Here is a 19,726-nt window from a genome sequence, read left to right on the forward strand (position 1 = left end):
TGCTCCTAGAGGATCGCGAGGGGGTTCACGGGTGAGCCGGACGCGCCCGTGATTGGAAGGCAGGCGGCGACGAGGAGGAACGACCAGCGGCTCTCCTGCGCGCAGACGGTGGCGAGTTCGTCGAGGACGAAGTTCTCGCCGAAGGGGATGCCGGAGTGAACCAACGAGACGAGGTGCAGGGGCTGATAGGCATCCGCCCGGTTCGGTCGGACCTCGAGGCCCCACGTGTCGGATGCCACCAGGGAAACTTCCTGGGCGCGCAGGAATCGGGCTGCGTCGAGGCCGAGGCCGGGCGCGTCACCTCCCGCGTAATCGCCCCAGTTCGCGCGCCTGTGCGCGAGGAACCCGGTGTGGACCAGTAGCGCGTCGCCGGGCGCGATCGGGCTCTGCTGAGCCTCGCCGACTTCAGCCAGGAGCGCGGTGGTGATCTCGAAGCCAGGCTCGAGCGCGGCGACGCCTAGGTGTCGGGCAACGTCGAGCAGGATTCCGCGGGTCACCAGGCGCGAGGCGATGGAGGTGATGCCGTTGCGCGCGGCGCCGGACGCGGTGACTTCCTGCGCCGAGTAGCCGTTGTACATCCGGCCGTCGAAGAACACGTGGCTGAGTGCGTCGATGTGCGTGCCAGCCTGGGTCGGCATGTCGAGGTTGTCGTCGCCGTACCCGAATGACGTGAGCGGTTCGCCCCTCCCCGTGCGCTGCACTTGTGCGAGGTGGTCAGTTCCGGTCGCCGTCATCGTGAGCCGCGGGTTGTAACGCCGGCCACCCGATTGTGGGCCCGTCGCGTCGAGAGGCAGTGCGAGAGAGACAATTCGTCCGCTTCGCACCTCGGCGGCGGCGCGGAGCACGGCGTCCGCGGTGATGAGGTTGACGGCGCCGGCCTCGTCATCCGGGCCCCACCGCCCCCAATTCGCGCACGCGGTGATGAGGGAGGTAAGTCCGTCGTCGCGGTGCTCAGTCATTCGATCCGTCCTGAGCGTCGACGAGGATGAAAGCAACAATCGCCGGGCCGTCGCCTCGGTTCTCCCAAGCATGATTCGTCGCGCGCTGCACGATCACGTCCCCCTGCGAGACGTCGACCGGTCCGTCGTCCAGCACCATGGTGATGGTGCCTCTCAATACGAGGCCAAAGTCGACGGTGCTCGTGCGGTGCATGAGCGGACTCGCCTGGCTGCGCACGTGTTCCGTCCCTGCGTTCATCGAGGCGAACACCTCGCCGCCGTCGAGCTGTGCATACTGCTCGCTCGTCATGGGATCGAACTGGACGACGCGAAAGGAAACGCCGCCGGCCGGAGGCGCGAGGGTAAAGGGCCGGTCCGCGGGCCTCTTGCCCTCACCGGTCGGATCGGTTGGCACATCGATCATGTGCCAAATGTCGGTTAGCGCCGTGGGCCGGCCGGGCTGGATGTGCGGGCTACCGGCCGCCTGATCGCGGAGGACGAACGAGCGCCCCCCGTCATCATTTGCGGTGACGATCACGCGGACGGGTTCGACGTTCACGACTGCTCCTCCACGGTCTCTCTAGCGGGCAGCACGACACCGCGCACTTCGCCCAGGGTGAAGCGGCCGCCACCCACGGCGGGCGCGGTAGCGCTGATGACGACCTCGTCGCCGTCCTCGAGGAAAGTGCGAATCGATCCGTCGTCGAGGGCGAGGGGGTCCTGGCCGTTGTGGGTCAGCTCGATCAGAGATCCGTAGCCGCCCGGGTCGGACGACGACACCGTGCCAGAGCCGAAGAGGTCCCCGGCACGGGCACGCGCGCCATTCACAGTCATGTGGGCGAGTTGCTGGTCCGGCGTCCAGTACATGTCGCGGAATCGCGGCTCCGAGACGGCGGTGCCGTTAAGGGAGAGCTGCAGGTCGATATCGAGTCCCCACGGCTCGCTCGAGTCGAGATACGCGTGAAGGGGGCGCTCCCGTGCCGGCGGCGTGACACGCGCGGCGACGAAAGCGGCCAGCGGGTACACCCACGCCGAAATCGACGTGGCGAAAGACTTCGCTAACATTGGCCCGAGCGGCACGTACTCGAATGCCTGGATGTCGCGGGCGGACCAGTCGTTGATGAGAACCACTCCGAACACGGCCTCTTCGAACGAAGACGTCGGCAACGGGATGCCGGGAGCGTGCTCGCCGCCCACGACGAAGCCCACCTCCACCTCGACGTCGAGCTTGCGAGTCGGCCCGAACACCGACGAGTCGCCGGCGGGAAGTTGCCCAGAAGGCCTAATTACCGGGGTGCCCGAGGCGACGACTGTGCCCGCGCGCCCGTGGTAACCCACCGGAAGGCTCAGCCAGTTCGGCTGAAGCGCCGGCTGGCCGGGGCGCAGAATGCGGCCGAGGTTTTCCGCGTGTTCGCGCGAACTGAAGAAGTCGACGTAGTCGGCGACGGTGAACGGCATCTGCGTGGTCGCCGACGCCGCGGGCCGCCCGTAATGGCTCAGCGTTCGGGGGTCATCGGCCCAACCGGTGACGACCTCGTGCACACGACGCCAGCGCCCGGGTCCAGCCGCAAGCAGCGCGTCCAGGTTAGGTCTGTCCAGCAGATCGACGAGTTCATCGGCCCGTTCGCGCGCGAGCGCGCCCAGATCCAGCACCACTTCGGGAGATGCGGGAACGAGCGCACTCAACGCCGCGCCGTCGGGGCAGAGGACGGACCCGTAGGCGATCGGAGGGCTCATCGCGGCAGCTCAACTTCTCGATCCCATCCACCGGCGGCCCCAACTCCGGCGAGGATACGCTCGTGCGATTCGCGCAGACGGGACAGCATCTGCTCCGTGTCAGCGAGCAATCGGCCATCACGTTTGACGACGACGCCGTCCACCACCACATCCCGCACATCGCCGCGCGAACTCTGTACGACGACGGTGGTCCACGGGTTGTTCACCGGCTGCGCCGAGAATCCCGGCTGCAACACGACCACGTCGCCTCGCCTGCCCGGTGTAAGTGACCCGACGACGTTCCCCAGAAGTGCCGCGTGAGCGCCGTCGGCAGTCGCCCACCTCACGGCATCCTCGGCCCGCAGGCGCACCGACTGCGGCCACGAACCCGTGCGAGCCATCTCCTCCTCGTGATCAAGCGCACGCATCGACTGCAACGCCAGACGCATCGCGCCGAAGAGGTCTCCCGACGACGCCGTGACAACCGACACCCCGAGACCGGGATGGCCACCGAGCGCCTCCCACTCGCGGATCTTGGGCCACCCCATCCCCATTTGCAACTCGTCCTCGGGCGCGGCCACGAACCGCCCGCCGCTGTCGGCGATCTGCTGCAGCTCGTCGGCGGTGGCCTGGGTCAGGTGCGCCCACAACAGGTCGTCGCCGAGGAGGCCCTCGTCGGCGAGCGCCGCCACTTCGGACCGCTGTCGCTGCAACATCTTGGTGCGGCCGTGCAGGGTCATCGGCAGGCCTAGCTCGCGCACCGCTCGTACCTCGTCGATCAGCCGTTGCGGGCCTGCCTGGGTGGTGTCGGACAGACTCACCCATAGCCTGGCTCGATCGGGAAGATCGGTTCCTTGCATCCGAGCGCGGATGTCGGAGATCCGCTCCTTCAACGACGAGAACCCGCCGGTCTTGGTCGGGACGTCGTTCAACCCGGCGGCGAACTGTACGCGCGCGGGTGCGTCGCACACAGCCTGGAGGCCGGCGGTCACGTGTTCCGCGCTGTTCATGCAATGCGAGAAGTCGACGATGCTAGTGACCCCGGCATCCAGCGCGTCCCAGTACCCGATGAGGGTCCCGACGTAGACGTCGTCGGGCGTGTAGTGGGGCATGACGAGGTTGCGGGTCTTGCGGACATAGCCGGCGAGACTGTCGTCGCCGTTGACCCCTCGGATTGCCGGCATCCACGCATGTCGATGCGCGTCGACGAAGCCGGGGAGCACGAGGCACCCCGTTGCGTCGATGACCTCGCACCCGGGCGGGCGGGGCGCAGCAAGAGCGATGTCGAGGATGACGCCATCCGCACCGATGACCACGTCCGCGACCGCGGGTTCACCGTGCATCCCGGGATCAACGATCAGTCCTCCGCTCAGCACGAGCGGCTTGCGCGCCTCGGTCATTCGGCCACCTCGGTGAGCGCGACCTCGCCCTTCGGCAGTGCTTCGACGGTCTCCGGGTCAATGAAGACCATCGCGGCCGCGGCGGCGTCGTAGCGCTGCAGCTGGAGCTGTGAGATCGGCTCGGTCTGCGTCGCAGAGGTGACGAACTCGATACCGGGAATCAAGGAGTCGACCTCAATCCGGCTGTTGTGGGCCGTCTCCATGACGGCTGCCCGGGTGAGCTCGGGAGACGCCTCGAGCATGTTGGTGAATATCTGGGCCATCAGCCAGCCATTGAGCACGAAGTCTTCGTTCGGGTCGGCGTCGGGAGTGTACTGCTCGACGGCTTCGCGATACTCCTGCATGCCTGGGTCATCAGCCCACGTGGGGTCGCTCGGGCTCTTGTACCAAGCCGTCGTGATCAGCCCGTCTCCGGCGCCTGGCTCCAGGAGCGACATGAGGCCCTTGCTAGTGCACAGCGGACCGACGATGAGCTGCGGAGTCCAGCCCGAACTGTTGATGCTGTTCAAGATCTGCGGGCATTTGGTTCCCAGCGCGGCGATGAAGACGGCATCCGCGCCGTCGGCGGCGAGCTGAGTCACCTGGGCGTCGACGGTGGCCGCTCCAACGTCGTACGTGAGCGCACGGGTGATCTCGACGCCGGATCCCTCGAGTCCCGCCTCCAGCCCCGCGACGTAGGCGCGTCCGAAGTCATCGTTCTGCGACACGACCGAGATCGTGTTCGCGCCTGAGGCGATGGCCGCCTGCGCTAGTGAGCGCGCCTCCAAGGTGTAGGACGGGAAGAAGCCCACGGTCCATGTCTGCTCGGCCGTCGCGATCGCCGGTGCGCCGGAGAGGGGGAGGAAGTTCGGCACGCAGCCTTCCTGTAGATCGGGCCCGACGGCCATGATGTTGGCGGTTCCGAACAGGCCGAGCGTGCCGAAGACGCCGTCCTGATTCAGCAGCTCGTTCAGGTTCGTCGTGGTCTTCGACGGGTCGTACACGTCGTCCCGGACGATGTATTCGATCTCCCGTCCGTCGATACCGCCCTCGGCGTTCAGCTTCTCGAAGTAGGCCTGCGCGCCGTAGCGCACCGTGCCGCCTGTCGCGAGCGCACCCGTGACCGGGAGGCTGGTACCCACCTTGATGGTGTCCTCGGTGATTCCGACGGTGGGCTCGTAGGCCGCGCACTCCGCGGCGAGTTCGCTGCCCGAATCGCCGCCGGATTCCTCCGCGCCTCCGCCGCGCGCGGAACAACCGGCGAGGACGAGCGCTGCGACGGTGAGGACGACGGATCCGGCACGGAGGCCGCCTTTGGCTGCGCGCGAGGTTTTCGTTGTCATGATGTCGGTTCCTTTCTGGTGACTGCTGGTCTGGTGCTTCGGCGAAGGAGCGTGCGCCCCCACCGTCGATATGGGAGGCCTGTGATTCCGGCGGGGGCGAACAGGAGGATCACGATGAGGATGGCGCCGTAGGCGAGGTATGCCCACTCCGGAGAGAACTGGCCGATCTGCGAAGGCAGCAGCTCCGCGAGGCCGGTGCCCAGGAGCGGGCCGAGGAGGATCGCGCGTCCTCCAATCACGAGCGCCGTCAGCAGCATGATCGAGCCGGGCACAGTGACGAAGCTCGTCGTCGACGAGATGAACCCGGTAGTCACCGCAAAGAGCGAACCGGCAAGAGCCGTGATTGCTGCGCTGGCCGTGAAGACGCCGATACGCAGGCGCGGAGCACGGATCCCGAACGTTGCGGCGGCGATCTCGTTGTCGCCGAGGGCATGGAGCCGGCGGCCGGTGCGGCTGCGATCGAGCCACAGCACGGCCGCAGCCGTGACCAGGAGCGCAATAAGGACGACTAGATAGCGGGCCTGGTCGAGCGCCAGCAAGAACTCCGGCGGCACCACGATCTTCTCCACGCGCAGCCCCTGCGTACCGCCGGTGAGATCGGTGAGCACGTTGACGACCGCGGGGAAGGCTGCGCCGAAGACAAGGGTGACGATGGCGAGCGCGGTGCCGGTGATCCGCAGCGAGGGCAGACCGATCACCGCTCCGACGAGGGCGCCGACGACCGGCCCCAGCATGACGGCGACGGGCAGGGGAAGTTCGGCGCGGGCCAGGAGGATGCCCGTCGTGTAGGCGCCGAAGCCGAAGAATGCGGCGTGGCCGACCGAGATCTGGCCGGTGAAGCCGGTGAGCAGGTTCAGGCCCATCACCGCGATCGTGACCACCAGGATCTGGGTGATCTGCGTCACCCGGAAGGGCTCGAAGACAAAGGGGATCGCGAGCAGCGCGACAATTGCCACCGCGTTGCAGATGAAGGTGGCGGGGCTCAAACGAATGAGGCCTCGACGCACACGGCGCTCAAACACGGATCGCTCGCCTCCTGCCAAAGATTCCTGCCGGCATCGCGAGCAGCACCCCCACGATGACCACGAGCGACACGACCATGCCGACCTCGCCCGTCAGACCCGGGATGAGGCTGGTTACCAGCGTCTCGGCGACACCCATGACCATTCCGCCGACGACGGCACCGACCGCCGAATCGAAGCCCCCGATGGTGACTGCGGCTAGTGAGAACACGAGCACCGGCGTCATCATTGCCGGTTCGACGTAGACGCCGAGGTTCGTGAGGCTGACGCCGGCGACGCATCCGATGGCGCCCGCGATACCCCACCCGACCATGTGCATCCTCTCGACGCGGATACCCACGACGCGACTCTGAGCGGGAGCCGTCGCGACGGCTCGGAACCCGAGCCCCGCCTTCGTCCCCCGGAAGAACAGGGTGAGGCCGACGATCACGACCGCCTGGAGGAGGATGACCCCAATGAGGTCCCACGAGATGCGTAGGCCGTCGACGTTCAGCCCACCGGTCGGGAAGAGTGGCGTGAGTGGACGGGGAGTCGGGCCGAACGTGATCTGGCCGACTGCGTTGGCGACGATGAACAAGCCGACCGTGATCATCACCTGCAGGACGTGAGCCTTCACCATCGTCGGGCGGACGATGAGCCATTGCACCCCGGCGGCCGCAATGAAGGAGACGACCACCGCGATGCCCAGCGACGCCCACACCGGGATGCCCGACATGGTGAGGACCGCCGTGAACATGGTCGAGAGCGTGGCGAATTCGCCCTGCGCGAAGTTAATGAGACCGGTGCTGCGATGGCACATGACGATGGCCAGGGCAAGGGCGGCATAGATCGCGCCTTTGCCGAGCCCGTCGACGATGAGTTGCAGAACGAGCATGCGAAACCTCAATAGCCCAGATAGGCGTGACGCAGGCTGGCGTCGTCGCGGATGGTGGCGGCGGGTCCGTGTACACGGATCGAGCCGGCTTCGAGGACATAGGCGTAGTCAGCGATGCCCAGGCTGATCTGAGCGTTCTGTTCGACGATCAGAAGACTGATCCCACGAGAACGGTTGAGTTCGGCCAACGAGTCGAACACCCGCGCGGTGATCGTTGGAGCCAACCCGAGCGACGGTTCATCCAGGAGCAGTAGGCGTGGCCTGCCCATCAGGGCCCGAGCGATCGCGAGCATCTGCTGCTCGCCCCCGCTGAGCAGCCCGGCGCGCTGCAACGAGCGCTCGCCGAGAACCGGGAACAGGGCCGCCATCTCGGCGATGTCGGCATGCACCTGCGCCTTCACGAGTGATGTGGGGTAGGCGCCGAGTCGCAGATTCTCCTCCACTGTGAGATCGGAGAACGTGCCGCGCCCCTCGGGCACCTGGCCGAGTCCGCGTCGCACGATGTCGGCCGAGGCGAGTCGGCTGATGTCAGCGCCGGCGAAACCGATCAAGCCGGTGCGCCCGGTGATACCGCTCAAGGCCTTCAGAAGCGTGCTCTTGCCGGCGCCGTTCGCGCCGAGGAGGACGACTGTCTCACCGTCCCGCACTTCTAAGTCGACGTCGTGCAGCACCTGCGCCTGCCCGTATCCCGCGCGGAGCCCGACCACTTCGAGCAACGCGGCGCTCTCCCGCCGGGTCATGCGGCACCACCGAGGTAGGCCTCGATGACGGCGGGGTTCGTCTGGACCTCACGAGGTGCGCCCTTCGCGATGACCTCGCCCGACGACAGGACCACGATGACGTCGCTCATGGACATCACCATGTCCACGTGGTGCTCCACGAGAAGCAGGGTCAGTCCGAGTTCGCGCTTGGCCTCGAGGAGCATGTCGCGCATCTCCGCCACCTCCTGGTGCGTCAGCCCGCCCGCCGGCTCATCAAGCAGTAGGACGCTGGGCGCGGATGCGATGGCCCGTGCAATCTCGACACGCTTCTTCGTCCCCAGCGGGAGACTGTCAACATCAGAAGCGGCGATGCTGGCCAGGCCCAGCAGATCGAGCACATCCTCGGCCGAGCTCGCGGTCGCGGCGCGACCCCCTTGGTGCGCGAGGTCGGATCCGACCCGCACGTTGTCTAGGACGGAGAGGGAAGGGAACAGTGCTGCGTGCTGGAATGTCCGAGCCACTCCACGGGCGGCGAGCGCGGCGGGCCGCAGTCTCGTGACATCCTCGTCGCCCAGCCAGATCGAGCCGGTGTCGGGATCGAGGATGCGGTTGATGCAGTTGAACAGCGTTGTCTTGCCCGCGCCGTTGGGCCCGATCAGCGCCGTCACCTCGCCGCCGCGCGCCTCCATGCTGACGTCGCGAAGCGCTTTCAAGCCCCGAAAAGCGAGCGAGATGTGCTCGACTCTGAGCATCTGAACCTCAATTTGTTTACAGTACGGTATCGAAATGATTATCGCTACGATAGGGCCATGCGCGACACGACGTCAAGCGCAGGATTCGACGAAGAGGGTTCTGCGACTCGGGGCAAGCGGTCACGGGGACGCCCCCGCGACAAGCAGGTCGATGCCCGCATCCTGCACGCGGCGCTGACCGAGATGTCGGTGTCGGGCTACGCGGGCATGTCGATGGATGCGGTGGCCGATCGCGCCGGCGTCAGCAAGCCGACCATCTACCGCCGCTGGCCGACCAAACTGGATCTCGCCACCTCAAGTATTGCCACGATGGTGTCGGAAGATCCGCCGAACCCCGAGACCGACGTGTGGCGCGCGCTCGTCTTCGAGATGGAGCTAGTGGCCGCCGCCTTCGAGCGCGGCCATGGGATCAGCATCATCGGGAACATGCTGGCCTTGGAGGAGCAGGAGCCGCAGCTGATCGCGCGCTATCGAGAGGACGTGGTCGCACTGCGTCGCGGACGAATCAGGACGGTGTTCGAGCAGGCGATCTCCTCAGGATCGCTGCCCGCAGACACCGATGTGGATCTGCTGTTGAACATGATGCTCGGGTACTACTACGCGAGTTACATCGGCGGCGAGGCGCGACTTCGCGACTGGCCCGAGAGATGCGTGGAGGTCATTCGGCGGGCGGTGGCGGCCGGACGGGGAACGGTACAGGCGCGCCACGTCTGATCCGATTTCACGCGGCCGCCTGGAGCGGCAGGGGCCCATTAGGCCGGGGCGGTCGCGGAGCACCTCGTGAGCGACATTTCGTATCACGACGACGCACGGCTCGAAGCCGTCTCAATCTTGCTCACGCGCTTGCCCAAGAGTTTCGGCCGCCGCGGTGCGTCATCGCGGCTCCTTCGGCGTCGAACTCGTAGCTAGCACCGCTCGCAGCTTTTGCGATCGCCGTCTCCTAGCCACACACTGCCCCGCAAGGTGCCAACGCGAAGCGTTCGCCGCGGCGACGTCACGACACCCGGTCGGCGGCGAGGATCGACTTCAGCAGGAGCCGAGCGTCCTCGGTACACGCCTTGCTGATCTGCTTGTTCGGGATCCGTGTGTGATCGAAGCTGAAGTCGCGCACCTTTCGCCCCATCCAGGGCGCCCCGTGGAAGGCCCGTCCCATCGTTCGCGCGAAGGCTGTGGTCTTGTTCGTGTAGTCCACGCGCGCCTCGTCGTAGAGCGCGAGGGCCTTGTTGAGCTGGACTTGCGAGGAGAGGTCCTTGCCCTCGAGGCCTGAGACGGTGCCGACCGAGACGGACAAGGCGGCGGCAACTTGACGTGGCCTGGGCGACCCTCGTCTCGGAAGGGTGACAGGCGAAACCCCCGCAGGTCGCGGGTGTGTTCTTCGCGACTCATCGGTACTAGGGCGGTGGCCAACAGCGTCGACGCCGGAATTAACATTGCAAGGTTTATCGAGCTACGACCGCACACCCCGCGTCCGAGTCGTACCGAAGCGGATGGATCCCGATCGAGGTGGGACGAACGGCAGAGACGAGCGCGGGCCGGCCTGCTGCCCGCGCTGCCACAACCCACGATTCAAGGCGCCGAGCTCGAAGGAGAGCAGACGATGGAACCCATCAGCCGCGGCGGGCGCTTCAAATGGCGGCCGTGACGGGAGCCGCGGCGCTGGCGCTGAGCGCGTGCACGTTCTTGGGCGCATCCCCCGATGCGGAGAGCAGCCCGACCGCAAACGCCAGCGGGAAGGAACCGGGGGCCCGGACCCGCGTGATCTTGCTCGGAACGCTCGGCGGACCGAACTATGCGGGGATGATCTGGGGCTAACATTTGCTCCCTCCGCGACCAGAGCGTCGAGTCGGCGCGCGCGACGCTCGACACCGTCGCCCATCGCGCACGATCTCCTCGGCGTCGGTCTCGATTCCGCCCAAGTCGGCTACCCGCCGTCGTCGTTCAATGACGTGTTCGTACGTGCCGGAGAGAACTCGGCCTCTGCCTCGTCGCGCGGGCGCCCGATCTCCTCCGCGTCGAAAGCATCCATCAAGGCATCCGCGCGGTCGAGGAGCCTGCGCTCCTGTCCCGACTGGCCGCCGAGCGCGTGCCGCTCACGGTGTGCCCCCTGTCGAATGTCCCGCCCCGGCCCCCAGCGAAGACATACGGATCCGAGGCTCGATGGAGCGAGCCGAGGCCGATGGCCATCTCAGGAAACGCGATCCACGCCGGGCGTTTCAGCGCCGACCGTGCGGCGCAGCTGATGGACCGCCGACAGCGATGATGTGCTGAACAAAGTGCCATTCCCACGGTAAGTAGTCGCGCGACGACCCGTCTGCCCCGGCCGACTTCCTGTGATTCTGCGAGTCCTGGCCAGCGCAGCTCCTCCACCGCACCACCCAAGGTGTGCGGCGGGGCGCGGTCCACGCAGCCATATCTGCTCGATCTTGCTCAAACGCAGATCAGCGCCCTCAAAACAGGCGCTGATCTGGGGAAAATGGCGGTGACGGTGGGATTTGAACTCTTGCGGGATCCGATTTCCACGGTCCGCGCGGCAGCGACTTCGTTGTCGTTACGCGGCAGCTGACCTTTCGAGCCCTCGCATCGCAGGAGCCGAGCTTTCCTCACCCTTGCCCGGGAGCTTGCTCACGAATCGACCGCGTCGTGGCTTGCTCAGACCTTGGGAAGAGCGCCCTAACCAGGGTTCCGGAAGCCAGTCACCCCGGATGTCCGGAGGCAGGATGGAGTACGGGGGTGAGTCGCCGAGCGAGGACGAAGAAACGACTGACCCGCTCGCGGTCAGTAGCCCTAACGACGCGGATGAACCGGTTCGGGTCACACCTGCCCTGCCGAGTGCATCACCTTCGAGTACGACGCCAGCGGCGCCGAAACCCAAACGCATCCTCCCAGGTGGTGCGACCACCGTCACCGCCCGTGACAACTCCGGCCGGCCCACCCGCATCACCGCGAAAGCCGCAGGAGGAGCACCGCCGTCGACATCGGCTACGCCTACACACCCACCGGCGCCACCGGAGACCGCGTCAACGTACAGGCCCGGACAGCACACAAGGAGCAAGGAATCACCGCGGGCGCGGCAACCAGCTACACCTACGACTCCCGTAACCGCCTCACCCTCGCGCAGGAAAAATCGGGCGCCACCAATACCGCTTCCTGGGCATACACCTACGACAACAACGGCAACCGGACCAGACAGGTTCGGGCTGGAACCACCGGGGCGACCGCCGGAACGATCGACTACGCATACAACGCGGTCAACCAAGTCACGTCAGCGACCGGGCAAACCACCACCTGGACCTACGACGCCGCAGGCAATCAGACCCGCAACGGCCTCACCGGCACAACAGGCACGTTCGGAGACCGCGGCCAACTGACCGCGCTCGGCGGCAACAACAGAAGCTACTTCGGCACCGGCAACACAGATCGCCTTTCCCAAGGCAGCGTCACATTCAACAACGGCGCGTTGGGAATGAGGCAGCGCACCACCGGGTCGACCGTTGATAACTTCGCCCGAACACCTGCCGGGGACGCCGTAGGCAACGGCATCTACCAACTCGGAGCCCGCTACTACGACACCAGCCTGGGCCGCTTCACACAGATGGACCCAAGCGGCCAAGAGAAGAACCCGTACGGTTACGCTGCATGCAATCCGATCAACGGCAAAGACCCAACGGGCTTGGCCTTCGACGCTCTATGTGGCGGGCTGGCGATCGCGTCGTTGGTCGGCATCTCTCTGACCATCAATTCCATTGTGGGAACGTTCGCGGCGGTCGCGGCGGGCCCCGAGACTGGAGGGGCTTCGTACGTTGCCGCCGCGTGGCTCGGGGCCGTCGCTGCCCTCGAAGTCGCCCTTACAACCTGGACTGTCGCCCAAGCGATCGATCATTGCTTCTATGACTGAGAACAATCCTGACGCTGCCAAGGCAGCGCGCCTACTAGTACGGAACGCGCAAATCAGCATGCTGTGGACACTCGTCCTAGCAGCCGGGCTCGTGGTCATGGTGACTACGAAGCCAGAGACTCTCCTATTTCCTCTACTTTTTCTCATACCATGGACGGTCATAGCCGTTTCGCTCGCTATCTGGCGCTGGCGTCTCATTTCTGTGATGCGCGGGAGGCGCTAAAGACCCGAACGGGACGGATTGCGCGCGGGCAATCACAAGCGCGTCGCCGATCAAGAGATAGCAGCCCCGAACGTGACGAATGAACCGGTTAGTTCTGGATCAACGTCGTCTGAGCCGAGCGACGAAGAGCGACTGCGGGCCCGCCTAAGCGAGCTCGACGATAAACAAGCGAGGCTATTCGGATCGGAGTTGACCTCCACCTCGTTTATCGGTCATGCGACGCACACGCAGGAGGAGGAAATTGAGAGCGAAAGGATCCAGATTCTGGCTCAGCTTTCTGCGCTGGGCGCCAACGTTCCTGACGTTCCAGCACGAACCCGAGGCCGGAATGCACCCTGGGCTTGGGGTGCAATCGCTGTCCTGACGCTTGTGGTTCTTGTAGTCGTCTCTTTCGCATCTGCGATCTGATCGCCCGCGCGACGTTGGGGTCGGTGTCGGCGGAAACTGCTCTTCTACGGCCGGCAAACGTCGCCGCGGCACCTAATACGCTGTGGCGCCTAGCGCGAATGCCACGGCGCAGCAACACCGATAATGGCCGTTCTGTCAGTGAGAACGCGGGAAGCCCGTACCAGGGACGTACGTCCTCCGGTGGGGAAGCCCTGCCGGAGAGGCGCCGCGGAGCGGAGCGTCCCGCGCAGACGGGCGGAACCGAGGCCGGGGCGCGCCAGGCAGCGTGGTTCATCTATGGGTCGTTTGGCCGTGGCCCGGCAGCATCCACGGACGTACGGTGGCGCCATTGAGCGAACGACGCCATTGGAGGCCCACGCATGTGCACAGGAGCGAACTACACCACCCGGGATCACTACTTCGGGCGCAATCTCGATCTGGAGTTCTCCTACAACGAGACGGTCACCGTGACGCCGCGGAACTTCCCCTTCGAATTCCGTAAAGCGGCCGCGCTCCCGACCCACCACGCGATCATCGGGATGGCCACCATCGCGGACGGGTACCCGCTGTATTACGACGCGACGAACGAGAAGGGCCTGAGCATGGCCGGGCTGAACTTCCCGGACAACGCCGACTACAAACCCGAGGCGCAGGACAAGACCAACATCACCCCGTTCGAGTTCATCCCGTGGGTCCTCGGGCAGTTCGAGACCGTCGACGAGGTGAAGACGGCTCTAGCCGGGCTGAGCCTCGTGGAGATCAATTTCAGCGAGACCTTCCCACTGTCGCCCCTGCACTGGATCATCTCCGACCGCAATCGCTCCCTCACGGTGGAAAGCGTGAAGGAGGGCCTGAAGGTGTACGACAACCCCATCGGTGTCCTCACCAACAACCCCACGTTCGACATCCAGTCGTTCAACCTGAACAACTTCATGCACCTGTCCAAGAACCCGCCGGAGGCGCACTTCTCCGACGAACTGGAGTTCGATGTCTACAGCCGGGGAATGGGAGCGATCGGCCTGCCCGGCGACCTGTCGTCGTCGTCGCGTTTCGTCAAGGCCGCCTTCACGAAGCTGAATTCGGTCTCGGGGGATTCCGAGTCGGAATCGATCAGCCAGTTCTTCCAGATCCTGGGCTCCGTCGCTCAACAGCGAGGATGCGTCGAGGTGTCGCCCGGCAAGTTCGAGATCACCATCTACTCCTCGTGCTGCAACACCGACAAAGGCATCTACTACTACACGACGTACGAGAACAGCCAGGTGACCGGCGTCGACATGCACAACGAAGACCTCGACGGCAGCACCCTCGCCGACTATCCCCTCATCAAGGAGCAACAGGTCCACATGCAGAACTGACCGACCGTGCCACCCGCAGCACTCGCAAGGAGGCGAGCGGGCGCATCGACAAATAGTGCTCTCGATCTGGGCTTTTCTCCGATAATGGCCGTTCTGTCAGGGAGAGGACGACCAGCCACGCTCCAGTTCAGACGGCGCCTTCCTCCACTGGTAGCTCGGGCCGCGCCGGTGGCTGCGCCCAGACCGGCATCGCCCAGGGTCCCCGCGCTCAGGTCAGACTGTGGGATGGCCGTCGGGTCGGCGGTCGGGGTGCTTCTCAAGACCGACGAGAACACGGCGGTATCGTGTGCGCCAGCGCTGCACCCACAGACACTCGCGCTGATCGGCGAGCAGGCGGGTCACATCTAGATGGCCTCGGAGAGGCTGCGTGGTTCCCGGTGTGTCGGCACCCATCCGCATAGTCTGATGTTGTGTACACGAAACCTCCTTACACGGCAGATCTTGCTGAGGCGAGGAAGGCCCGCGGGGCGTTTTTCACCCCCGACGGCATCACCGCACACCTCGCAGAATGGGCGCTTCGCGAGGCGTCGGATTCGGTGCTGGAGCCGTCGGCGGGAGAGGCCGCTTTCCTGATCGCGGCTGTCGAGCGGCTCCGCGCGTTGGGTGCCACCGCGCCGCTGGTTCACGGCATCGAGCTTCACAGCGCCAGTGCCCAGATCGCGCGCGATCTGATCCAGCAGTCCGGGGGCACGGCTCGCATCCGGGTCAGCGATTTCTTCCGTACTGAAGCGAGCCCCCGGTATGACGCGGTCATCGGTAACCCTCCCTTCATCCGCTACCAGGATTGGACCGGCGGCCAGCGCGACCGCGCGCGATTCGCAGCCCTGCAGCAAGGGGTCGCTCTCACCGGTCTCGCATCGTCCTGGGCGGCGTTCGTGATCCACGCAGCGGCGTACCTGAAGCCGGGTGGGCGACTGGGAATGGTGCTGCCGGCAGAACTTCTGAGCGTGAACTACGCAGCGCCAGTACGGCGATTCCTGCTGGAGCGATTCGCGACTGTCGAACTCGTCACCTTTGAGGAACAGGTGTTCCCAGACGCAGAAGCAGACACCGTACTCGTCAAAGCAGAGGGGTGGGGCGGTCCTCCAGCGGGCGAGGCAACCCTTCGACAGACGCGGAACGCGGAAACCCTAAGCGAACTTCACGAGGGCACCACGTGGACGCCGCTGAACACCGGGGACCGCTGGCACCCTCAGCCGCTGCGCCCCGCGAGCATCGACGCAATAGCCGACGTTGTAGGCAACGGCACCTTCGTTCCGCTGAATGACCATGGCGAAACGAGCCTCGGGGCTGTCACGGGAGGCAACCGATTCTTCGCACTCTCACCCAGACGAGTCCGCGACCTCGGCATACCGCGACGAGATCTGATCAGAATCAGCCCGCCCGGCAGCAGCCACCTCCGCGGGCTCGCACTCACCAACTCCGCGATGGCCCGACTCGGATCAGATGGCCACTCGACCTGGCTGCTGTACCCGTCGGACCGCCCGGCCGCAGCCACGCTCGATTACATCTCGAAGGGTGTCGACACCGGCGTCGACCAAGCATACAAATGCCGAGTGAGGTCACCTTGGTGGCGCGTCCCCCTGCTCAAGCCCGCGGATCTGCTCCTGACCTATATGAACGCCGATACCCCACGCCTAACCACCAACACCGCGGGAGCCCGGCACCTGAATAGTGTGCACGGTGTCTACTTGCGCGACGGGGTCCGCGACCTCGCTGGCGACGTACTGCCACTTGCATCGCTGAACTCCGTAACTTTGCTCGGAGCCGAGCTCGCCGGCCGCTCGTACGGTGGCGGCATTCTCAAGATCGAGCCTCGGGAAGCTGACCGCTGGTGGATGCCATCCGCTGCGCTGCTCCAGCAGCATCGTTCGGAACTCGTTGCGCTGAAACCGTCCGTGCAGCGGCTCCTCCAGAACAAGAACCTTCTTGCGGCCGTCACGCTCGTCGACGGTGTTCTCCTGGATGGCAAGCTCACGACTACCCAGCTCGACGCTGTTCGAGCGGACCATGGGGACTGGATGAAACGCCGAATGGTGCGAGGCAAGAGTGGCTGAACCAAGCGCCACCGCCAAGGCGTGGGCGTTGTACGACCGCATCGTGGAGCGGGCCGCGCCCGACGGGGTATACAGCTCCCCGTGGCAGAACGAGAAGTACAGACCCGACATCGATGTGCTCGAGGACCTTCTCGGTGCCGCTCTCGCCATTGTTCCGGACGGAAAGACCCAGTCAGGTGTGGCGGCACGCGCGCTCGACGTATGGATCGCTTACGAACTTCGCCGCGCAGGGTTTGACCCGGATTCCGTCTGGCCTCGCGCAAGAGCCCCGCGGGTTGTGCCGACCCCCATCACGGATCTGTTGAACGCGCTCCCAGCGCGGGACAGCAAGCCACTTCGTGAACGGATTGAAGGCGGCAGTCCTCCGTCGGGCATCGTGGGCGCCGACGCTAACATCCTGGGCAAGAACTACGTCAAACAGGTCGACGTAGTCATGTCCGCATGGGACACAGGCCCGCAGGTGCTGATCTCCTCCAAACGTATGGACAGCTCCTTCGGAAAGAACGCAGCCAACCGCGTCGAGGAATCTTACGGGGACGCGAAGAACCTTCGCGGCCGCCACCCACTAGCCGCCCTCGGGTTCGTGTTCGGAATCCGTTCGACCGTGCTCGAGACGGAACCCAGCACCGCTCGCTGGATCACTGACCTTCTGCAGAAGCTCGGCCGTGAGGACGACGCCTACGACGGCGTATGCATGCTCATGCTGGAGTACGGGGGCGAGCCGCCGAGCGAGGACGAAGAAGCGACTGATCCGCTCGCCGTCAGTGGTGCCGCCGACCGAGATGAACCGGTTCCCGACACGCCCGTCGACGAACTCGACGGGCAACTCACGACGCTGCCGTCAGTGCGCGTGCTGAGAGACAAGGTTCCCGACGACCTGGACCCGGCGATCTTCCTGCAGACGATGGTCGAGCACGTGCTCACAATTGCTCCGATCACCCTTCACACCGAGGCCCGCATCCGACGCGGCTGGCCCCACGTAGAACCGAAGAAGCGCGCCAAGCGGGAGCCTTAGAGGTCCTTCTAGAGAGCGCGTGACCTGGGCTTTATCCGATAATGGCCGTTCTGTCAGCAGGAGCGTCAATCGCTGCTCACCCGGAGCGGGGGTCCCCGGGCTGCAACGTCAGCCGGTCTGATAGCACTTAGCCTGGTGAGCACAGGTAGGAGTTGTTAGCCCGCGGTCAGGATGATCCCTGGTTAGCTGCTTTCAGGTCTTGGGAAGGCTCTTAGAAAATGCCGAAATCACCAAAGAGCGACCGCCCATGGTGGGTCGTCCCCCTTCCGAAACGTGCGCTGTGGATCCTCGCCGTTGGCTCGGTACTAATGGCTTTGCTGGCTGCAGCCACCGTGGTGGTAGCCGGACCAGATGCTTTGAGGATCACGCTTCTGATCGGGTTTGCCGTGTTGTCAGCTACATTCATCGCCAGCGTCGCTTGGACGACCGAACGCCGGAGGCGATGAGTCAGCCGCTTCCACACCCGCCTGTACGCTGTCAGCCGATAATGGATGCTATGTCAGTGCAGAATTCGCGCGCTTCGTAGGATCGAGCTTGGGCTTTCACCACCGCGAGCCGATGACGTCTGCTGTTCGCGATTGGGAGCGCAAGACGAGAGTGAACGGGTGGACGAGTGTCATTTGTAGTTCCGGATGCTCTAGACCTCGCCGATGGCTTGCCCGAGCTGCAGATACATCTCGCTGACGGCGGGGTTGTTCACGCTGTAGGTGACGCGCTGCCCCTGGCGGACTTGGTCGAGCGGTGGGTCCGCGATCAACAATCCCGCTGAGTGCAATGACGACAGCGCTTTCGCGACAGTGACCGGTCGGAGTTCGAGGGCGCGTGCGATCTCCGCTCGGCCTGCCGGCCCGCTCGAGCGGAGGTAGCCGATGATGCCCGCCCGAAGCATCGATCCGAGCGCCTCGACCGGGTCCTCGAGCTCTGCGCTAGAGGCCGGACGCGCTTTCTTGGGCATCAACACATCATGCCCAACTTCCTCGTCGTTCGCGGGAGGCTAATTCGCCCTTCCCTCTTACAGTGAGTATTTGTATTATTCACTCATGGTCTTCGAGAGAGCCCGCGACGGTGGCCGCGGCGGCGATGTCACGGCGGGCTCCCGCGTCCCCCGAACGGGCTACAGACGGATTCCGGGCCGTAGATGTATAAGGCGGCTAGCACGCGAATATGGCTGCATGATTGGGGGCTTCCCATTGAGGGCTGGCTTGGGCGATCTGTCCACAGGTGCGTCTGCGCGAGGGGAGGCAGCGGGTTTACGATGCCGTCACGTTGAAGCCGCGCTTCTCCGACCCGCCAGCGTTGGCGAGGCCCGGCACGCGAAAGGGCGGTACGTGTGATGGCCAAGCAGCGCGCGCAAAGTCGGGGCCTTCTGTGGGCGGTCATCGGCGGAGCGGTTCTTGCGGCCGCGATTGTTGTGGGTGTGCTCGCTGCCGTCACGTCGCAGGGCGGCACCGCGCAGCCGACCTCCTCCTCGTCTCCCACGCCGACGGCCAGTCCAACATCATCCACGTCGTCGACCGGCGAGGTGGTGGATGCAGCCGCGTCGGAGGCGGGGTGGGTGCCCGAGCCGATCACGACGGACCCGGAGTCTTATCTAAGGGCGGCTATTGAGGCTGCGGGCACCGTTGACACCACCCGCGCTAGCCGCGATGAATGGGTGACCTACCTCGACACCTGGTTCACCCCGGACCCACGCTTCCAAAACCCCGACGAACAGGCGGCACAAACAGCTCGCTACCAACTCACCATGCGAGACGCCGTGATCTTGCCGGACCAGGTCTGGGACTCGCTGGCACGTCAGAACGGCCGCGTGATCGCAAGCACTATGGGCGAGATCTCTTTCACGCCTGTTCCGGACTACGACGGCGACGATATGTTCATCGGTACGAGCGATGTCGTCCTCACGTTCACGCAGACCGGGGAGGACGGTGCGGAGTCGAGCTACGAGGAGCAGGTGCGCGTCAGCGCCCAGGTGCTCTGCGGCGAGGCGTCCGTTCCGACACAGGGATCGGCCCAAGCAGCCGGCGACTGCAAACTGATCCGCTACTTCGACGCGGCGTTGAGCGACTGAC

The 19,726-nt window shown here is 65.3% G+C and carries 18 protein-coding genes and 1 pseudogene; 8 read left to right on the forward strand and 11 right to left on the reverse strand.

Going from position 1 to position 19,726, the window contains the following annotated elements; genetic code table 11:
- Positions 1 to 5 precede the first annotated feature (5 nt).
- Genes AC4FS1_RS10255 through AC4FS1_RS10295 form a run of 9 tightly spaced genes read right to left on the reverse strand, consistent with a single transcriptional unit; the run spans position 6 to position 8,725 of the window.
- Positions 6 to 959: a cyclase family protein gene (locus tag AC4FS1_RS10255; protein ID WP_491154735.1), complete on the reverse strand. Its 954-nt coding sequence runs from the start codon at positions 957 to 959 to the stop codon at positions 6 to 8.
- Entirely contained in the window at positions 952 to 1,497 is a 546-nt protein-coding gene (locus tag AC4FS1_RS10260; RefSeq protein ID WP_491154737.1) for a cupin domain-containing protein, read from the reverse strand. Before AC4FS1_RS10260 ends, AC4FS1_RS10255 begins: the two co-directional genes overlap by 8 nt.
- Positions 1,494 to 2,675: a fumarylacetoacetate hydrolase family protein gene (locus tag AC4FS1_RS10265; RefSeq protein ID WP_491154738.1), complete on the reverse strand. Its 1,182-nt coding sequence runs from the start codon at positions 2,673 to 2,675 to the stop codon at positions 1,494 to 1,496. Before AC4FS1_RS10265 ends, AC4FS1_RS10260 begins: the two co-directional genes overlap by 4 nt.
- Positions 2,672 to 4,054 (reverse strand): amidohydrolase family protein, encoded by a 1,383-nt coding sequence (locus tag AC4FS1_RS10270; protein ID WP_491154740.1) that lies wholly within the window; start codon positions 4,052 to 4,054, stop codon positions 2,672 to 2,674. The genes AC4FS1_RS10265 and AC4FS1_RS10270 overlap by 4 nt, the downstream gene beginning before the upstream one ends.
- Positions 4,051 to 5,376 (reverse strand): ABC transporter substrate-binding protein, encoded by a 1,326-nt coding sequence (locus AC4FS1_RS10275; protein ID WP_491154741.1) that lies wholly within the window; start codon positions 5,374 to 5,376, stop codon positions 4,051 to 4,053. The genes AC4FS1_RS10270 and AC4FS1_RS10275 overlap by 4 nt, the downstream gene beginning before the upstream one ends.
- Entirely contained in the window at positions 5,373 to 6,362 is a 990-nt protein-coding gene (locus AC4FS1_RS10280) for a branched-chain amino acid ABC transporter permease (RefSeq protein ID WP_491154742.1), read from the reverse strand. Before AC4FS1_RS10280 ends, AC4FS1_RS10275 begins: the two co-directional genes overlap by 4 nt.
- Before the next feature lie 28 nt (positions 6,363 to 6,390).
- Positions 6,391 to 7,272, reverse strand: a complete 882-nt coding sequence (locus AC4FS1_RS10285; RefSeq protein WP_491154744.1) for a branched-chain amino acid ABC transporter permease — start codon at positions 7,270 to 7,272, stop codon at positions 6,391 to 6,393.
- An 8-nt stretch (positions 7,273 to 7,280) separates the two neighbouring features.
- Positions 7,281 to 8,012 (reverse strand): ABC transporter ATP-binding protein, encoded by a 732-nt coding sequence (locus tag AC4FS1_RS10290; protein ID WP_491154746.1) that lies wholly within the window; start codon positions 8,010 to 8,012, stop codon positions 7,281 to 7,283.
- Positions 8,009 to 8,725: an ABC transporter ATP-binding protein gene (locus tag AC4FS1_RS10295; RefSeq protein WP_491154748.1), complete on the reverse strand. Its 717-nt coding sequence runs from the start codon at positions 8,723 to 8,725 to the stop codon at positions 8,009 to 8,011. The genes AC4FS1_RS10290 and AC4FS1_RS10295 overlap by 4 nt, the downstream gene beginning before the upstream one ends.
- A gap of 57 nt (positions 8,726 to 8,782) precedes the next feature.
- On the opposite strand from AC4FS1_RS10295, the gene AC4FS1_RS10300 reads away from it, so the two are divergent.
- Positions 8,783 to 9,439, forward strand: coding sequence for a TetR/AcrR family transcriptional regulator (locus AC4FS1_RS10300; protein WP_491154750.1), 657 nt, complete (start codon positions 8,783 to 8,785; stop codon positions 9,437 to 9,439).
- 280 nt (positions 9,440 to 9,719) lie between these two features.
- Here AC4FS1_RS10300 and AC4FS1_RS10305 read toward each other — a convergent pair whose 3' ends face one another.
- Positions 9,720 to 10,016, reverse strand: a complete 297-nt coding sequence (locus AC4FS1_RS10305) for a hypothetical protein (protein ID WP_491154751.1) — start codon at positions 10,014 to 10,016, stop codon at positions 9,720 to 9,722.
- A 741-nt stretch (positions 10,017 to 10,757) separates the two neighbouring features.
- Between AC4FS1_RS10305 and AC4FS1_RS10310 the strand changes: the two genes are divergently transcribed.
- The 6 genes and pseudogenes from AC4FS1_RS10310 (at position 10,758) to AC4FS1_RS10335 (ending at position 17,657) form a co-directional block, all read left to right on the forward strand.
- Complete coding sequence (locus AC4FS1_RS10310; protein ID WP_491155700.1) at positions 10,758 to 10,985, forward strand: hypothetical protein; 228 nt, start codon at positions 10,758 to 10,760, stop codon at positions 10,983 to 10,985.
- A gap of 795 nt (positions 10,986 to 11,780) precedes the next feature.
- A pseudogene (locus AC4FS1_RS10315) lies at positions 11,781 to 12,089 on the forward strand (hypothetical protein); the annotation flags it as partial.
- A 99-nt stretch (positions 12,090 to 12,188) separates the two neighbouring features.
- Positions 12,189 to 12,620, forward strand: a complete 432-nt coding sequence (locus tag AC4FS1_RS10320; RefSeq protein ID WP_491154752.1) for an RHS repeat-associated core domain-containing protein — start codon at positions 12,189 to 12,191, stop codon at positions 12,618 to 12,620.
- A gap of 990 nt (positions 12,621 to 13,610) precedes the next feature.
- Complete coding sequence (gene bsh / locus AC4FS1_RS10325) at positions 13,611 to 14,585, forward strand: choloylglycine hydrolase (RefSeq protein WP_491154753.1); 975 nt, start codon at positions 13,611 to 13,613, stop codon at positions 14,583 to 14,585.
- Positions 14,586 to 14,995: 410 nt separating this feature from the next.
- Positions 14,996 to 16,642, forward strand: a complete 1,647-nt coding sequence (locus AC4FS1_RS10330) for an HsdM family class I SAM-dependent methyltransferase (protein WP_491154755.1) — start codon at positions 14,996 to 14,998, stop codon at positions 16,640 to 16,642.
- Positions 16,643 to 16,685: 43 nt separating this feature from the next.
- Positions 16,686 to 17,657, forward strand: a complete 972-nt coding sequence (locus tag AC4FS1_RS10335; protein ID WP_491154756.1) for a hypothetical protein — start codon at positions 16,686 to 16,688, stop codon at positions 17,655 to 17,657.
- A 637-nt stretch (positions 17,658 to 18,294) separates the two neighbouring features.
- Here AC4FS1_RS10335 and AC4FS1_RS10340 read toward each other — a convergent pair.
- Positions 18,295 to 18,612, reverse strand: coding sequence for a hypothetical protein (locus AC4FS1_RS10340; RefSeq protein WP_491154757.1), 318 nt, complete (start codon positions 18,610 to 18,612; stop codon positions 18,295 to 18,297).
- Between the two features lie 378 nt (positions 18,613 to 18,990).
- Between AC4FS1_RS10340 and AC4FS1_RS10345 the strand changes: the two genes are divergently transcribed.
- Positions 18,991 to 19,725, forward strand: coding sequence for a hypothetical protein (locus AC4FS1_RS10345; protein WP_491154759.1), 735 nt, complete (start codon positions 18,991 to 18,993; stop codon positions 19,723 to 19,725).
- Position 19,726: the final 1 nt, after the last annotated feature.

The organism is Microbacterium sp. Z12_35 (genome assembly GCF_058310475.1).

Bases quoted from the DNA above. Each gene is read 5' to 3' on its own strand.
- AC4FS1_RS10270 (WP_491154740.1), bottom strand. From the start codon at position 4,054: ATGACCGAGGCGCGCAAGCCGCTCGTGCTGAGCGGAGGACTGATCGTT.
- AC4FS1_RS10340 (WP_491154757.1), bottom strand. From the start codon at position 18,612: ATGCCCAAGAAAGCGCGTCCGGCCTCTAGCGCAGAGCTCGAGGACCCG.
- AC4FS1_RS10255 (WP_491154735.1), bottom strand. From the start codon at position 959: ATGACTGAGCACCGCGACGACGGACTTACCTCCCTCATCACCGCGTGC.
- AC4FS1_RS10265 (WP_491154738.1), bottom strand. From the start codon at position 2,675: ATGAGCCCTCCGATCGCCTACGGGTCCGTCCTCTGCCCCGACGGCGCG.
- AC4FS1_RS10320 (WP_491154752.1), top strand. From the start codon at position 12,189: ATGAGGCAGCGCACCACCGGGTCGACCGTTGATAACTTCGCCCGAACA.
- bsh (WP_491154753.1), top strand. From the start codon at position 13,611: ATGTGCACAGGAGCGAACTACACCACCCGGGATCACTACTTCGGGCGC.
- AC4FS1_RS10275 (WP_491154741.1), bottom strand. From the start codon at position 5,376: ATGACAACGAAAACCTCGCGCGCAGCCAAAGGCGGCCTCCGTGCCGGA.
- AC4FS1_RS10285 (WP_491154744.1), bottom strand. From the start codon at position 7,272: ATGCTCGTTCTGCAACTCATCGTCGACGGGCTCGGCAAAGGCGCGATC.
- AC4FS1_RS10300 (WP_491154750.1), top strand. From the start codon at position 8,783: ATGCGCGACACGACGTCAAGCGCAGGATTCGACGAAGAGGGTTCTGCG.
- AC4FS1_RS10290 (WP_491154746.1), bottom strand. From the start codon at position 8,012: ATGACCCGGCGGGAGAGCGCCGCGTTGCTCGAAGTGGTCGGGCTCCGC.
- AC4FS1_RS10345 (WP_491154759.1), top strand. From the start codon at position 18,991: ATGGCCAAGCAGCGCGCGCAAAGTCGGGGCCTTCTGTGGGCGGTCATC.
- AC4FS1_RS10295 (WP_491154748.1), bottom strand. From the start codon at position 8,725: ATGCTCAGAGTCGAGCACATCTCGCTCGCTTTTCGGGGCTTGAAAGCG.